Source organism: Bradyrhizobium sp. USDA 3240 (assembly GCF_054063295.1).
In genome coordinates, this window is record NZ_JBSSGD010000002.1 from 1,097,871 (window position 1) to 1,113,759 (window position 15,889).

The following is a 15,889-nucleotide window of genomic DNA, read 5'->3' on the forward strand; positions in this document are numbered from 1 at the left end:
AGCGGCTGATTCAAACTCTCATGCAGGGCGGCGCAACCAGCTTTGCACCGGTTTTGCGCGGGACCATTTTCTCCAAGGAGATAACAGGGTTAGCGGCGTTTGCGAATCCTCAATCGGAATCCCAATCGCAGGAAGCGAGGACTGCCGCTTGCGCGCGCTTGGCCTTCGGATAGGCTATCAACCACAACCAAAGCGAAGCTGTAAAGGCACGCTTGAGACGCCGGTTGAACGGCGAGGCACTTGGGTCGAAGCACTGGGGGACGACGATGCGGGGCAGATGGACGCTGGCGATTGTGGGCGTGGTCTTGATCGTGGCGGGGGGCCTGCTCGCCCACCTCACGCAGACCGCAGGCGGCATCCGGATCGAGGATGTCAGGTTCAAGGGCGCCAAGGGCAACACCATGAGCGCCCTGCTCTACGTCCCGCCGAACGCGACGCCGCAGATCCCGGCACCCGGCATCCTCGCCGTGCACGGCTACATCAATTCGCGCGAGACCCAGGACGGCTTCGCCATCGAGTTCGCGCGCCGCGGCTATGTGGTGCTGGCGCTCGACCAGACCGGCCACGGCTATAGCGACCCGCCCTCCTTCGCCAACGGTTTTGGCGGACCTGACGGCCTTGCCTATCTGCGCAGCCTGCCCTTCGTCGATAAGGAGAACATCGGGCTCGAGGGCCATTCGATGGGTGGCTGGACCGTGCTGGCGGCTGCCGCAGCTCAGCCCAACGACTACAAATCGATGGTGCTGGAGGGCTCGTCGACCGGCAAGCCGTTCGCCGCCGAGGGCACCGCGACATGGCCGCGCAACACTGCGCTGGTGTTCGCCCAGTACGAGGAATTCCCCGAGCTGATGTGGGGCGTCGACCTCGCCCGCGACGTCACCAAGAGCCCGAAGCTCTGGGCGCTGTTCGGCACGCAAGGCGCGGTCGAGCCGGGCAAGGTGTATGGCGATCCGGCCAACGGCACCGCGCGAGTGCTGTACACCCCCGCGATGACCCATCCTGCCGAGCACATCTCGCATGAGGCGATCGGCTACAGCCTCGACTGGTTCGCCAAGACATTGAAGGGCGGCACCCCTCGTCCGGTCGACGACCAGATCTGGTTCCGCAAGGAGCTCGGCACCCTGATCGCGCTGATCGGCTTCGTGGCGCTCATGATCGGGACGTTCGACGAGTTGCTGGAGGCACCGATGTTCTCCCGCCTGCGGCTGCCGGCGGTTGCCGACGGCACCATGCCGCCGCACGAGGCCGCCAAAGGCCGGCGCTGGACCACGGCGTTCATCCTGTCGGCCTTCATCCCGGCGCTGACTTATTACCCGGCCTTTGCGCTGGGCGGCGCCTTCGTGACCCCGAGCGCGTTCCTGCCACAGGGCATCACCAACCAGATCCTGGTCTGGGCCGTCATCAACGGCCTGATCACGCTGGCCCTGATGTGGTTCGCCCCGAAGCGCACCAGCCGGGCCGGCCTCGTCGGTCAATCCGTCGTGATCGCGGTGGCCTCGGTTGCGGTGGGCTACGCCGCGCTCTGGCTCGCCGACCTCGCCTTCAAGATCGACTTCAGATTCTGGATCGTCGCACTCAAATTGATGAGCGCGAAGCAATTCCTCATCTTCCTGATCTATCTGATTCCGTTCACGGCATTTTTCGTGGTGGCGCTGCACGTGCTGCACCGGAATTTCTCGACCATGGGCGCGCCGCGCGGCGCGCTCTATCTGACCAACATCCTGGCGCTGACGCTCGGTTTCATCGTGTTGCTGGTGCTGCAATACGGCACGCTATGGCTGACCGGTAACCTGTTCAACCCGATCCCGGACCCTGGATTCGTGCCGCTCTCGACCATTGTCGCGATCCAGTTCGTGCCGCTTCTGGCGATCGTCGGCGTGATCGCGACCTTCACCTGGCGGCGGACCGGATCGAGCCTGCCGGGGGCTCTGATCGCGGGCCTGTTCGTGACTTGGTACATCGTGGCCGGGACCGCGACGCAGGTCCCGTTTTAGAGGGGTCCAGGCGAGGAAAACCCGCCCAGGACAAGGAGCGAGAGCCGCCGTCAGAATGGCGGTTCTCGGTGAAAAGATGGGCTGAAAGTGCATAACCGGTGCGCTTCCGCCCGTCCGCGGGCGGTGCTATAGCGCAGGCGTATTTTCCACCCCCGCCGTCAAAAGCGCGCCGTTCCCAAGAGGGCCTCCCCGTCATGGCTAAAATCAAGGTATCCAACCCCGTCGTCGAGCTCGATGGCGACGAGATGACCCGGATCATCTGGCAGTACATCAAGGACAAGCTGATCAACCCGTTCCTGGATGTCGAACTGCTCTATTTCGATCTGGGCATGGAATACCGCGATGAGACCAATGACCAGGTGACCATCGACGCGGCCGAAGCCATCAAGAAGGTCGGCGTCGGCGTCAAATGCGCCACCATCACCCCCGACGAGGCCCGGGTGAAGGAGTTCGGCCTGAAGCAGATGTGGAAGTCGCCGAACGGCACCATCCGCAACATCCTCGGCGGCGTGATCTTCCGCGAGCCGATCATCTGCAAGAACGTGCCGCGCCTGGTTCCCGGCTGGACCAAGCCGATCATCATCGGCCGCCACGCCTATGGTGACCAGTACCGCGCCACCGACATCAAGTTCCCGGGCAAGGGCACGCTGTCGCTGAAGTTCGTCGGCGAAGACGGCACCGTGATCGAGCGGGAAGTGTTCAAGGCGCCCGGCGCCGGCGTCGCGATGGAGATGTACAATCTCGACGACTCCATCATCGATTTCGCCCGCGCCTCGCTCAATTACGGCCTGCTGCGCAACTACCCGGTCTACCTCTCGACCAAGAACACGATTCTGAAGGTCTATGACGGCCGCTTCAAGGACATCTTCCAGGACATCTACGACCGCGAGTTCAAGAAGGAATTCGAGGCCAAGGGCCTGACCTACGAGCACCGCCTGATCGACGACATGGTGGCCTCGGCGCTGAAATGGTCCGGCGGCTATGTCTGGGCCTGCAAGAACTATGACGGCGACGTGCAGTCCGACACCGTGGCCCAGGGCTACGGCTCCCTCGGCCTGATGACCTCTGTGCTGCTCACCCCGGACGGCAAGACGGTGGAAGCCGAAGCCGCCCACGGCACCGTGACCCGCCACTACCGCGAGCATCAGAAGGGCAAGGAGACCTCGACCAACTCGATCGCGTCGATCTTCGCCTGGACCCGTGGCCTCGCCCACCGTGCCAAGCTCGACAACAACGAGGCGCTGGCGAAGTTCGCCACCACGCTGGAGAAGGTCTGCGTCGCGACCGTCGAAGAGGGCTACATGACCAAGGACCTCGCGCTCCTGGTCGGCGCCGACCAGCGCTGGCTCTCGACCACCGGCTTCCTCGACAAGGTCGCCGACAATCTCGGGAAGGCGATGGCGGCCTGACGGCCGCTGTTTCCGGACACAATAGCGAGCGTGACCATGACCCTTCTCGGCCGGGTGACGCTCGCATCCTTGTTGCTGACCGGATCGGCGGCACTCGCTGCCGATCCCCTGCCCGACGTCGTCGCGGCGCCCGACGAGACCGCGGTCCTCACCGTCCATGCCGAGGGCGTGCAGGTCTATGAGTGCAAGCCGGTCACCGACGGCAAGTTCGCCTGGTCGTTCCGCGAACCAGTCGCCACCCTAATCGCCGGTGGCCGCACCGTCGGCCGGCACTATGCCGGCCCGAACTGGGAGCATGTCGACGGCAGCGCCGTGACCGCCCGCACCGCTGGCAGCGCGCCCGGCGCAACGTCAGCTGACATTCCCTGGCTGAAGCTCGAGGTGATCGCCCACCGCGGCAACGGCCTGCTCACGAGCGTCGCCACCGTGCAGCGGATCAACACCTCGGGCGGCGAAGTCAGCGGCGCCTGCGACAAATCAGGCGCGTTGAAGAGCGCGGCGTATTCGGCGGATTACGTGTTCCTGCGCCGCGACTAGAGCGTTTTCAAGCGAAGTGGGTACCGGTTCACGTGAAGAAAACGCGTCAAAAGAGGAATCTAAAGCCTCGTTCCGATTTGATCGGAACGAGGCTTTAGTCGCGGATGCCGCCGTCGGTCTCGTGCGGCGCCTGGGCGATCTCGCTGGCGGCAAGGTCACCACCGGCGGTGAGCGGATCGGCGAGCCGCACCTCCGCCGTCTCCCTGACATGGGCGGCGAGCGCCGGCATCCGCTCGATCAGGGCATGGAAGTCCTGCGCATCGAGCAGCAGCAGCTTGGTCTTCCGCATCGTCACTGTGCCGGAACGGTTGGTCCGCCGGAGCAGCGCGATCTCGCCGAAGAACGCGCCGTCGGCAAGCCGCACCCGCTGGCTCGGCAGGTCGATCTCGACCTCGCCGGCGGTGATGAAATACATCGACGACGCCGCATCGCCGCGCCGCACCAGCACCTCGCCTGCCTCGATGGTCTGTGACCGCAACAGCCGCATGATGTCGGCGATGTCGGCGGCGTTGAGGTGCGAGAACAGCGGCACCCGCGCCAGCATGCCCCAGGTCACGACGAAGTCGCGGCGCCGCACCTCGTCGGCGAACGCAGTCGAGACGATCGCGACGGGCAGCGCGATCATCGCAAAGCCGACCACGATCGCAACCACCGTGACGATGCGGCCGAGCGGCGTCACCGGCACGACGTCGCCGTAACCGACGGTGCCGAGCGTCACGATCGCCCACCACATCGCCTGCGGCATGGTGCCGAACTTGTCCGGCTGCACCTTGTGCTCGATGGCATAGAGCAGCGCGGCGAACAGCAGCACCGCACCGGTCAGGATCACGACGCAGCCGAACAGCGTGCGCCGCTCGGCATGCAGCGCCGCCAGCAGCGAGCGCATCGCGGTCGAATACCGCACCAGCTTCAGGAATGGCAGCATGCCGAACAGCACCAGCGCGGTCTTGTCACCGATCGCAAGCGCGATGGCCGACGGCAGGAAGGCGAGCAGGTCGATGACGCCGAGCGCCGAGAAGGCGTATTCCAGCCGTGCCTGCAACGGCGTCATGTCGCGCAGCGAGCGGCCGACCACACTCCAGAGCCGCGCGGCATATTCCAGCGCGAAGGCGATAACGGCGGCGATCTCGATCGCTGTGAACAGCCACCCGAACTGCGCATCGATCTCCGGCACCGACGCCAGGATCGCGGCCAGCACATCGACGGTGATGATCGCGACGACGAGCCGGACGAAGCGCGAGCCGACCGAATATGGCAGGTGGTCCTGCTCGAGCAGCTCGTAGAGACGCTCGCGCAGCCCGGGATCGCTGATCGTGGGCTTGAGCGGAGCCGTCGCCACGATCAGCCTCTCCGTCAGGCGCCGGCCATCGCTTGTTCAATTGCCGACAGCGCGGCGTCCGCCTTGGCGCCGTCGGGGCCGCCGGCCTGCGCCATGTCGGGCCGGCCGCCGCCGCCCTTGCCGCCGAGCACCTCGGAGCCCTTGCGCACCAACTCGACCGCGTTGAAGCGCGAGGTCAGGTCGGCGGTTACGCCGACCACGATGCCGGCCTTGCCGTCCTCGGTGACGCCGACGATCGCGACCACGCCGGAGCCGATCTGCTTCTTGCCGTCGTCGACGAGGCTCTTCAGGTCCTTGGTCTCGACGCCCTCGACCGCGCGTGCGAGCAGCTTGACGTTGCCGACCTCGCGAACGCCGGAGGCGGCACCGTTCGACGACGAACCGCCGCCCATCGCGAGCTTCTTGCGGGCATCCGACAGGTCGCGCTCGAGCTTCTTGCGCTCCTCCATCAGGGCTGCAATGCGCGCCGGCACGTCCTCGATCGAGGTCCGCAGCTCGGCCGCCGCGGCCTTCGCCAGCGTCATGGTATCATTGGCGTGCTTGCGCGCATGATGCCCGGTCAGCGCCTCGATGCGGCGGACGCCGGAGGCGACTGCGCTCTCGCCGGTCACCGAAATCAGGCCGATATCGCCGGTGCGGCGGACATGGGTGCCGCCGCAGAGCTCGACCGACCAGCCAAGCGCGTTCTGGCCGTGCTCGCGGGCGCTCTTGCCCATCGAGACGACCCGAACCTCGTCACCGTATTTCTCGCCGAACAGCGCGCGCGCACCGGCCTCGCGGGCATCGTCGACACCCATGATGCGGGTCGTGACCTCGTCATTCTCGAGCACGACGTCGTTGGCGATGTCCTCGACCCGGGCGAGCTCTTCCGGCGTGATCGGCTTCGGATGCACGAAATCGAAGCGCAGGCGATCGGGCGCGACCAGGGAACCGCGCTGCGCGATGTGATCGCCGAGCACCTGGCGCAGCGCCTCGTGCAGCAGATGCGTCGCCGAGTGGTTGGCGCGGATCGACGAACGCCTCGTGTGGTCGACCTCGAGCTGCAAGGCCGTGCCGACGTTCAGCGTGCCCTGCTCCACCGTGCCGACATGCACGAACAGGTCGCCGGCCTTCTTCTGCATGTCGGTGACGCGGAACTTGACGCCCTCGCCCGTGAGAATGCCGACGTCGCCGACCTGACCACCGGACTCCGCATAGAATGGCGTCTGGTTCAGCACGATCGCGCCGCTCTCGCCGGCCTTGAGGCCGTCAACCTCGGCGCCGTCCTTGACCAGCGCCGTCACGACGCCTTCCGCGCTCTCGGTCTCGTAGCCGAGGAATTCGGTTGCGCCGAGCTTCTCGCGCAGCGGGAACCAGATCGTCTCGGTCGCCGCCTCACCAGAGCCGGCCCAGGAGGCGCGCGCCTTCTCGCGCTGGCGGTTCATCGCGTCGGTGAACGAGGCCTGGTCGACGCTGATGCCGCGCGACTTCAGCGCATCCTGTGTCAGGTCCAGCGGGAAACCGTAGGTGTCGTACAGCGTGAACGCGGTGTCGCCGTCGAACATGTCGCCCTTCTTGAGGCCGGCGCTCTTCTCGTCGAGGATCGATAGTCCCCGCACCAGCGTCTTGCGGAAGCGGGTCTCTTCCAGCTGCAGCGTCTCCTCGATCAGCTTCTCCGCGCGCACCAGGTCCGGATAGGCCTGGCCCATCTCGCGGACCAGCGCCCAGACCAGACGATGCATCAGCGGCTCGCTTGCGCCGAGCAACTGCGCGTGGCGCATCGCGCGGCGCATGATCCGGCGCAGCACGTAGCCGCGGCCTTCGTTCGACGGCAGCACGCCGTCCGCGATCAGGAACGCCGAGGAGCGCAGATGGTCGGCCATCACCCGGTACGACGCCACGTTCTGCGCGTTCGGCCCATGGCCGAGGGCCGAAGCGGCCGCATCGATCAGATGGCGGAACAGATCGGTCTCGAACACGCTCTCGACGCCCTGCAGGATGCAGGCCATGCGCTCCAGCCCCATGCCGGTGTCGATCGAGGGACGCGGCAGCGCCACGCGCTCCTCCTTCGTCACCTGCTCGTACTGCATGAACACCAGATTCCAGAATTCGAGGAAGCGATCGCCATCCTCCTCCGGGCTGCCCGGAGGTCCGCCCCAGATATGCTCGCCGCGATCGATGAAGATCTCCGAGCACGGACCGCACGGGCCGGTATCACCCATCGCCCAGAAATTGTCCGAGGTCGGGATGCGGATGATGCGGTCATCCGAGACCCCCGCGATCTTCTTCCAGTAACCGGCCGCCTCGTCGTCGGTGTGGTAGACGGTGACGAGCAGCTTGTCCTTCTTCAGCCCGAAATCCTTGGTGATCAGATTCCAGGCGAGCTCGATCGCGCGCTCCTTGAAGTAGTCGCCGAACGAGAAGTTGCCGAGCATCTCGAAGAAGGTGAGATGGCGCGCGGTGTAGCCGACATTGTCGAGGTCGTTATGCTTGCCGCCGGCGCGGACGCACTTCTGCGACGTCGTGGCGCGCTGATAGCCGCGCTTCTCGACGCCGGTGAAGACGTTCTTGAACTGCACCATGCCGGCATTGGTGAACATCAGGGTCGGGTCGTTGCGCGGAACCAGCGGCGACGACGCCACGATCTCGTGGCCGTTCTCCTTGAAGAAGTTCAGAAATGTCGACCTGATGTCGTTGACGCTGCTCATGTTCATCCAATCGGAAAAAGGGGCCGGCCAGCCGCAAAAAGGCGTCATTTTCCGGCCGAACGCTTTTAGACATTGCCAGCTGCGGTGTCCAGAAACTGTGCAGGCAGATCATGGGCTTGCCGCGGCAGCACAAAGCCCATTGGATAGTTGTTGCAGCTGCGTTGACAGTCTTGGTGGCGCCGTGTTTTCTACCTACCTGTTACCCCGTCACGTCGGGAGAGACCGGCCTTACCGCCGGCGCCGAAGGAGCAACCGCCCCGGAAACTCTCAGGCAAAAGGACCGCGTGACGTCTGACATCTGGAAAGAGGCGCTGGGGTTCTCCCCGACGCGCCCGCCGACGGGATAATACTCTCAGGCACAGCGACAGATGGGGCTTTCTGCAGGTTTCTCAAGGGGAAATAGGTCCCCGGCGGGAACCGCGAGGGCCCTGTGATGCTTGCGCGCGAAACCTCTCCGCTGAAACAGACCCCGCTGCACGCGCTGCATCTGGCGCGCGGCGCCAAGATGGTGCCCTTCGCCGGCTACGACATGCCGGTGCAATACACGGCCGGCGTGATGAAGGAGCACCTGCACACCCGCAAGGACGCAGGCCTGTTCGACGTGTCCCACATGGGACAGCTCGTGCTGAAGGCCAAATCCGGTAAGGTCGGTGACGCGGCACTCGCGCTGGAAAAACTGGTGCCGCAGGACATCGTCGGCATCGCGCCGGGACGGCAGCGCTACGCGCAATTCACCAACGACGACGGCGGCCTGCTCGACGATCTGATGGTGGCGAATTTCGGCGATCACCTGTTTCTGGTGGTCAACGCCGCCTGCAAGGCCGAGGACGAGGCGCATCTGCGCGCGCATCTCTCCGAAGCTTGCGAGATCGTGTCGCTGGCCGACCGCGCGCTGATCGCGCTGCAGGGGCCGAAAGCCGAGTCGGCGCTGGCGAAACTTTGCCCAGATGTCAGTTCGATGAAATTCATGGACGCCGGACCGCGCCGCGTCGCCGACATCGACTGCTTCGTCTCGCGCTCCGGCTATACCGGCGAGGACGGCTTTGAGATTTCCGTGCCCGCCGACAAGGCGGAAGCCCTGGTCACCGCGCTGCTGGACAATCCCGACGTGCTGCCGATCGGGCTCGGCGCGCGCGACAGCCTGCGGCTCGAAGCCGGGCTTTGCCTCTATGGCCACGATATCGACACCACGACGACGCCGGTCGAAGGCGCGCTGGAATGGTCGGTGCAGAAGGTCCGCCGCAGTGGCGGCGCCCGCGCCGGCGGCTTCCCCGGCGCCGACAAGATTCTCACCCAGTTCGCACAAGGCGCTTCCCGCCGCCGCGTCGGGTTGAAGCCCGACGGCCGCGCGCCGGTGCGCGAAGGTGCCATGCTGTTTGCCGATCCGACCTCGACCGAGCAGATCGGCAAGGTGACCTCGGGCGGCTTCGGCCCGAGCCTCAACGCACCGGTTGCGATGGGCTATCTGCCGACATCGCTTTCCGCGCTCGACACGACCGTTTTTGCCGAAGTGCGCGGCCAGCGGCTACCGCTGAAGGTCGCCGCCACGCCCTTCGTTCCCAATACCTACAAACGCTAAACGCCAAAGGATCGATCCCCATGACGACGCTGTACACGTCCGACCACGAATGGCTCCGCATCGAGGGCGACGTCGCCACGATCGGGATCACCGATTACGCGCAATCGCAGCTTGGCGACGTCGTGTTTGTCGAACTGCCCAAGGTCGGCCGCAGCCTGAAGAAGGCCGAGGCCGCCGCCGTCGTCGAATCCGTCAAGGCCGCCTCCGACGTCTACGCGCCGATCACCGGCGACGTGGTCGAGGTCAACGAGGCGCTCGCGGCCGAGCCCGCGCTGGTCAATTCGGATGCCGGCGGCAAGGCCTGGTTCTTCAAGCTGAAGATTGCCGACAAGAGCGAGCTCGGCGGCCTGATGGACGAGGCCGCCTACGCCGCGCACACCGCCTGAGGATCAAGCCGAGGACCACGTCATGAACGCGCCCTTCAAGCCGATCAACGAAGCTGCCACCGATTTCGCCCGCCGCCACATCGGACCGTCACCGCGCGACGTCAACGCGATGCTGGAAACGGTCGGCGCCGCGAGCCTGCAGGCGCTGATGAATGAGACCCTGCCGGCGTCGATCCTTCAGAAGGCGCCGCTCGATCTCGGCCGGGCACTGAGCGAGACCGAAGCGCTCGCGCATATGAGCGAGCTCGCCACGCAGAACCAGGTGTTCACCTCGCTGATCGGCCAGGGCTATTCCGGCACCATCCTGCCCGCGGTGATCCAGCGCAACATCCTGGAGAACCCGGCCTGGTACACCGCCTATACGCCGTATCAGCCGGAGATCAGCCAGGGCCGGCTCGAAGCCCTGTTCAACTTCCAGACCATGATCTGCGATCTCACCGGCCTCGACGTCGCCAACGCCTCGCTGCTCGACGAGGCGACCGCGGCCGCCGAAGCGATGGCGCTCGCCGAGCGCCACTCGCAGGTGAAAGCGAAGGTGTTCTTCGTCGACAAGGAAGTTCATCCGCAGACGCTGGCGGTGATGCGCACGCGCGCCGCGCCGCTGGGCTGGGCGCTGGTGGTCGGCGATCCCCTGACCGAGCTCGACAAGGCCGACGTGCTCGGTGCCCTCTTGCAATATCCGGGCACGACGGGCGCGGTGCGCGACCTCCGGCCGGCGATCGCATCGCTGCGCGCCAAGGGCGCGCTTGCGATCGTCGCGGCGGATCTGTTGTCGCTGGCCCTGCTGACCTCACCCGGTGAGCTCGGCGCCGACATCGCAATCGGCTCGGCGCAGCGGTTCGGCGTGCCGATGGGGTATGGCGGACCGCACGCCGCCTACATGGCGGTGCGCGACACGCTGAAGCGCTCGTTGCCCGGCCGCATCGTCGGGCTTTCGGTGGATTCGCGCGGTGCACCGGCCTACCGACTGGCGCTGCAGACCCGCGAGCAGCATATCCGCCGCGAGAAGGCGACCTCCAACATCTGCACCGCGCAGGTGCTGCTCGCCGTGATCGCCTCGATGTATGCGGTCTATCACGGTCCCGAAGGCCTGACCCACATCGCACGCGGCGTGCATCGCCGCGCCACCGTGCTCGCCGCCGGCCTGCGCAAGCTCGGCTTTGCGCCGACCAGCGACGCCTTCTTCGATACGGTGACCGTCGAGGTCGGCGCGAAGCAGATCGAGATCGTCTCCCGCGCGCAGGCGGAGCGGATCAATCTGCGCATCGGCGCAACCACGCTCGGCATCGCGCTCGACGAGACCACGACGCCGGAGACGGTCGAGGCGGTATGGCGCGTGTTCGGCGGCAAGCTCAGCTTTGCCGAGATCGAGGCGGCCGCGCGCGAGGCGCTGCCGAAGGAGCTGCGGCGCACCAGCGCCTTCCTCACCCACCCGGTGTTCAACACCCACCGTTCGGAGACCGAGTTGCTGCGCTACATGCGCAAGCTCAGTGATCGCGACCTCGCGCTCGACCGCGCGATGATCCCGCTCGGCTCCTGCACGATGAAGCTCAACGCCACCACCGAGATGATCCCGCTGACCTGGCCGGCGTTCGGCAATCTGCATCCGTTCGCCCCCTCAGATCAGGCCAAGGGCTATCACGCGCTGTTCAAGCGGCTGGAGCAGTGGCTGTGCGACATCACCGGCTATGACGCGATCTCGCTGCAGCCGAACTCCGGCGCGCAGGGCGAATATGCCGGGCTGCTGGCGATCCGTGGCTATCACCTCGCGCGCGGCGAGCCGCACCGCAAGGTGTGCCTGATCCCCTCCTCCGCGCACGGCACCAATCCGGCCTCGGCCGCGATGGTCGGCATGGATGTCGTGGTGGTGGCGTGCGATGCGCGCGGCGACGTCGATGTCAGCGATCTCCGTGCCAAGGCGGAGAAGCATTCGGCCAATCTCGCCGCCGTGATGATCACCTATCCGTCGACCCACGGCGTGTTCGAGGAGCATATCAGCGAGATCTGCGACATCGTGCATGCGCATGGCGGACAGGTCTATCTCGACGGCGCCAACATGAACGCGCAGGTCGGGCTGTCGCGGCCCGGCGACTACGGCGCCGACGTCAGCCATCTCAACCTGCACAAGACCTTCTGCATCCCGCATGGCGGCGGTGGCCCCGGCATGGGCCCGATCGGCGTGAAGGCGCATCTTGCGCCTTATCTGCCGGGTCATCCCGCAACTGACGGCGCGACAGCACACGCCATCGGCCCGGTGTCGGCCGCGCCGTTCGGCTCGGCGTCGATCCTGACCATCTCCTACATCTACATCCTGATGATGGGTGGTGAAGGCCTCACGCGCGCCACGGAGATCGCGATCCTGAATGCCAATTACATCGCCGCGCGGCTGCAGCCGCACTTCCCGGTGCTGTACCGCAATGCCCGGGATCGCGTCGCGCATGAATGCATCATCGACCCGCGCGCCCTGAAGACAACCAGCGGCGTCACCGTCGACGACATCGCCAAGCGGCTGATCGACTACGGCTTCCACGCGCCCACCATGAGCTTCCCGGTGGCGGGTACGCTGATGATCGAGCCGACGGAATCGGAATCGAAGTTCGAGATCGACCGCTTCTGCGATGCCATGATCGCGATCCGGGGCGAGATCGCGGAGATCGAGAAGGGCCGCTGGAAGGTCGAGGCCTCGCCGCTGCGCCACGCGCCGCACACCGTCCACGACATCGCCGACGACGCCTGGAGCCGGGCCTACACCCGCGCCGAGGGCTGCTTCCCGGCCGGCGTATCACGGTCCGACAAATACTGGAGCCCGGTCGGCCGCGTCGACAATGTCTACGGCGATCGCAATCTGGTGTGCTCGTGCCCGCCGATCGAGGATTACGCGCAGGCGGCGGAGTAGTCGGGCGACGTGTCTCGGGAGGCGCGCGCGTCGCCCGGATATCAAAGCGCAGGTTGAGCCCTCCGGCTCAACCTGGCATCTACAACGATAAGAATTCGGCGTTTCGCTCGTCCTCGACCTGCACCGGTCGAAGCGGACGCGAGACCAACGATAGCAAGGGCCGCCCGCGGCAGGAGGAAACATGCGCGAGGAATTCTGGTTTCATTTCCCGTTTCGCGTCCGCTACTCCGAAGTCGACGCCCAAGCCGTGGTGTTCAACGCCCACTACCTGACCTATTTCGACACCGCGATAACGGAATATTTCCGTGCACTCGGCTACGACTATCTTGGCGAGGTGGCGCGGACCGGCATCGACTTTCACACCGTGAAATCAGTCGTCGAGTACAAGGCGCCGATCCGGTTCGACGAAGACATCGAGGTTTGCGTGCGCGTGGCACGGATCGGCCGTTCCTCGATCGTGCTTACCCTCGCGATCTTCGCCAAGAGCTCCGAGGATTTGCGCGCGACCGGCGAAATCATCTGGGTCGCGACCGACCAGAAGACCCATCAATCGGTCGCGGTGACGGAGGATCTCCGCGCGCTGATCGCGAGCCGGGAAAAGGCGCTGGCCCGCGGATAAGCGCCAGATATTGGTTCCGACGCTGCACAAAACCAAACAGGCGCCGAAGACGTCGGCAACTCAACGTCCTCAGCGCCCGCTTGCAGCGAAATGATTTGATCGTTTGAGCATGATCCTCTCGGAAAACCGCTTCGCACTTTTCCGGATCATGCTTGCGGCTTACTCCTCGGCGGGCTCTTCGCCTTCGGCATCGCGCTCGGGCGTACCGGCAAGGATCTGCTCGGCGATCAGGCCGGAGTTCTGGCGGATCGCAGTTTCGATCTTGGCGGTGATGTCGGGATTCGCCTTCAGGAACGCCTTGGAGTTCTCGCGTCCCTGGCCGAGCCGCTGGCTGTCATAGGAGAACCAGGCGCCCGACTTCTCGACGATGCCGGCCTTGACGCCGAGATCGAGGATTTCGCCCATCTTGGAGACGCCCTCACCGTACATGATGTCGAATTCGACCTGCTTGAAGGGCGGCGCCAGCTTGTTCTTCACCACCTTGACGCGGGTGGTGTTGCCGACCACCTCGTCGCGCTCCTTGATCGCGCCGATGCGGCGGATGTCGAGACGGACCGAGGCATAGAACTTCAGCGCGTTGCCGCCGGTGGTGGTCTCCGGCGAGCCGTACATCACGCCGATCTTCATGCGGATCTGGTTGATGAAGATCACCATGGTGTGGGACTTGTTGATCGAGGCGGTGAGCTTGCGCAGCGCCTGGCTCATCAGGCGCGCCTGCAGGCCCGGCAGCGCATCGCCCATCTCGCCCTCGAGCTCGGCCTTCGGCACCAGCGCCGCAACCGAATCGATCACCAGCACGTCGACCGCACCAGAGCGCACCAGCGTGTCGCAAATCTCCAGCGCCTGCTCGCCGGTGTCCGGCTGCGAAATCAGGAGCTCGTCGATGTTGACGCCGAGCTTGCGCGCATAGACCGGATCGAGCGCGTGTTCGGCGTCGATGAAGGCGCAGATGCCGCCCTTTTTCTGGCCTTCCGCCACGGTGTGCAGCGCCAGCGTGGTCTTGCCCGACGATTCCGGCCCGTAGATCTCGACGACACGTCCCTTCGGCAGGCCGCCGACGCCGAGCGCAATGTCGAGCCCCAGCGATCCCGAGGACACCGTCTCGACATCCATCGAACGGTCGTTCTTGCCGAGCTTCATCACCGAGCCCTTGCCGAACTGACGCTCGATCTGGGAGAGCGCGGCTGAGAGGGCCTTGGACTTGTCCATGGAGGATCCTTCGACGATACGCAGTGCAGTAGCGGACATTTGGGATGTGCTCCTTATGGCGGGGATTCGCTAGCGGGAAAAACGGGCGATGAGATCGGGCGGAACGCGTTTGTTGATAGGAATCTCGTACCACGTTTGTTCTGTGTTCGCAATATGTTCTTTCCGACGTGTCGGTGCTGTCCGTATTTAAGCCCCGGAGTTCTGGTTTGATTTCGGATTCATAGTTGCGCGGATTAAACGAACAGAAACCATGACTTAGCTGATGTTCTCAGTAGGACTACCGAGACGGCATAGTAAATGTTCTAGCCCCATCATTTTCCATGGGACGCTATCTGTTCTTCCAGGCTTTACAGCCGGAACAACTTCCACCCGCCTTAAATCGCCATTCGTTCCACGCGTTGCGACAAAAGGCCTGAAACAGATAGCTCGCTATTCCTTCCAGACAGGTACACAGTAAGTCCATCACCGCCCGCCCGTGGCTGTCATCGGTGATGAGATCGCCCGGTAGCGCTCCCGCCTTCCTCCAACGGAACGGAGCGCGCCATGGTCATGAAGCGACCGCGTCTCACGCACACAGAATCACTTGAAGAGCGTCTCAACATCGAGGCACAGCGGCTCCGGAAGGAGGCGTGGGGCACTCCCCCGGGCGTCGAGCGCTCCCGCCTTATCCGCAAGGCGCGTCTTGCCGAAACCGCCTCACAGTTGAGCGACTGGCTGCGGTCGCCGGGTTTGCGAGCGCCGATATGAGGGGCCGATACCGTTCGAGAGTAGGCTCCGCAGGTAAAGAGGCCATCGCACTCTAAACGTGGAATATCCGGGATTTTGTTCGTACCCTCTCGGGCTGGAAGGCCTATGCCGCCTGTAAGATTTTCAAACGGGCGGCATGGCTTTGTTTAGGCGGTCTCAACTGGCTGCCGAGGCGCCTCAATCGGCGGTCTTTGTTCAAGTTATCCGGCGCGCCTTTGCGTGACGTCTGCGCCAACGGCAACGCGGTGAAGCGCCGAGGCAGCGCGGTCCGGATTGATCGCCGTGATAGCCAATTTGGGACATGTCCTGTGGCACAAATTGTATAGGCTTCCAGCTATCAGGATTTTGCACACCTTCCTGGGGCTAGGGCCAGCGCCGTCCGCAAGCATTTCAAGCGGGCGGCGTTGTGCTGTCAGGCATAGGCCTGAATGAAACCGGGGCGGATCCAAGCGCGCTGACGGAGCCATTATCGAAGCGTCTGGGCCGT

At 64.9% G+C, this 15,889-nt stretch carries 10 protein-coding genes and 1 riboswitch; of the genes, 7 read left to right on the forward strand and 3 right to left on the reverse strand.

What is annotated here, in order from left to right; all coding sequences use genetic code 11:
• Window positions 1-266: 266 nt before the first annotated feature.
• The 3 genes from ACVIGA_RS05910 (at window position 267) to ACVIGA_RS05920 (ending at window position 3,940) form a co-directional block, all read left to right on the forward strand.
• Window positions 267-1,994 (forward strand): alpha/beta hydrolase family protein, encoded by a 1,728-nt coding sequence (locus ACVIGA_RS05910; RefSeq protein WP_456665646.1) that lies wholly within the window; start codon window positions 267-269, stop codon window positions 1,992-1,994.
• Window positions 1,995-2,188: 194 nt separating this feature from the next.
• Window positions 2,189-3,403 carry an NADP-dependent isocitrate dehydrogenase gene (locus ACVIGA_RS05915; protein ID WP_298374716.1) on the forward strand — a complete coding sequence of 405 codons (1,215 nt, stop codon included), beginning with the start codon at window positions 2,189-2,191 and terminating at the stop codon, window positions 3,401-3,403.
• A 36-nt stretch (window positions 3,404-3,439) separates the two neighbouring features.
• Window positions 3,440-3,940 carry a DUF3455 domain-containing protein gene (locus ACVIGA_RS05920; RefSeq protein ID WP_456665647.1) on the forward strand — a complete coding sequence of 167 codons (501 nt, stop codon included), beginning with the start codon at window positions 3,440-3,442 and terminating at the stop codon, window positions 3,938-3,940.
• A 94-nt stretch (window positions 3,941-4,034) separates the two neighbouring features.
• On the opposite strand, the gene ACVIGA_RS05925 is transcribed toward ACVIGA_RS05920, so the two are convergent.
• The gene (locus ACVIGA_RS05925) at window positions 4,035-5,282 is read right to left on the reverse strand and encodes a cyclic nucleotide-gated ion channel (RefSeq protein WP_456670747.1); all 1,248 of its coding nucleotides are present in this window, start codon (window positions 5,280-5,282) and stop codon (window positions 4,035-4,037) included.
• Between the two features lie 11 nt (window positions 5,283-5,293).
• Window positions 5,294-7,966, reverse strand: a complete 2,673-nt coding sequence (alaS, locus tag ACVIGA_RS05930; protein ID WP_456665648.1) for an alanine--tRNA ligase — start codon at window positions 7,964-7,966, stop codon at window positions 5,294-5,296.
• A 203-nt stretch (window positions 7,967-8,169) separates the two neighbouring features.
• Window positions 8,170-8,258: riboswitch (glycine riboswitch) on the forward strand.
• A gap of 141 nt (window positions 8,259-8,399) precedes the next feature.
• On the opposite strand from alaS, the gene gcvT reads away from it, so the two are divergent.
• From gcvT to ACVIGA_RS05950, 4 genes are all read left to right on the forward strand, one after another.
• Window positions 8,400-9,545, forward strand: coding sequence for a glycine cleavage system aminomethyltransferase GcvT (gcvT, locus tag ACVIGA_RS05935; RefSeq protein ID WP_456665649.1), 1,146 nt, complete (start codon window positions 8,400-8,402; stop codon window positions 9,543-9,545).
• Between the two features lie 20 nt (window positions 9,546-9,565).
• Window positions 9,566-9,931: a glycine cleavage system protein GcvH gene (gene gcvH / locus ACVIGA_RS05940; RefSeq protein ID WP_223970335.1), complete on the forward strand. Its 366-nt coding sequence runs from the start codon at window positions 9,566-9,568 to the stop codon at window positions 9,929-9,931.
• 22 nt (window positions 9,932-9,953) lie between these two features.
• Window positions 9,954-12,827 (forward strand): aminomethyl-transferring glycine dehydrogenase, encoded by a 2,874-nt coding sequence (gene gcvP / locus ACVIGA_RS05945; protein ID WP_456665650.1) that lies wholly within the window; start codon window positions 9,954-9,956, stop codon window positions 12,825-12,827.
• Between the two features lie 181 nt (window positions 12,828-13,008).
• Window positions 13,009-13,446, forward strand: coding sequence for an acyl-CoA thioesterase (locus ACVIGA_RS05950; RefSeq protein WP_456665651.1), 438 nt, complete (start codon window positions 13,009-13,011; stop codon window positions 13,444-13,446).
• 159 nt (window positions 13,447-13,605) lie between these two features.
• Here the strand turns inward: ACVIGA_RS05950 and recA are convergent, their stop codons facing one another.
• Window positions 13,606-14,694 (reverse strand): recombinase RecA, encoded by a 1,089-nt coding sequence (recA, locus tag ACVIGA_RS05955; RefSeq protein ID WP_223970326.1) that lies wholly within the window; start codon window positions 14,692-14,694, stop codon window positions 13,606-13,608.
• Window positions 14,695-15,889 lie beyond the last annotated feature (1,195 nt).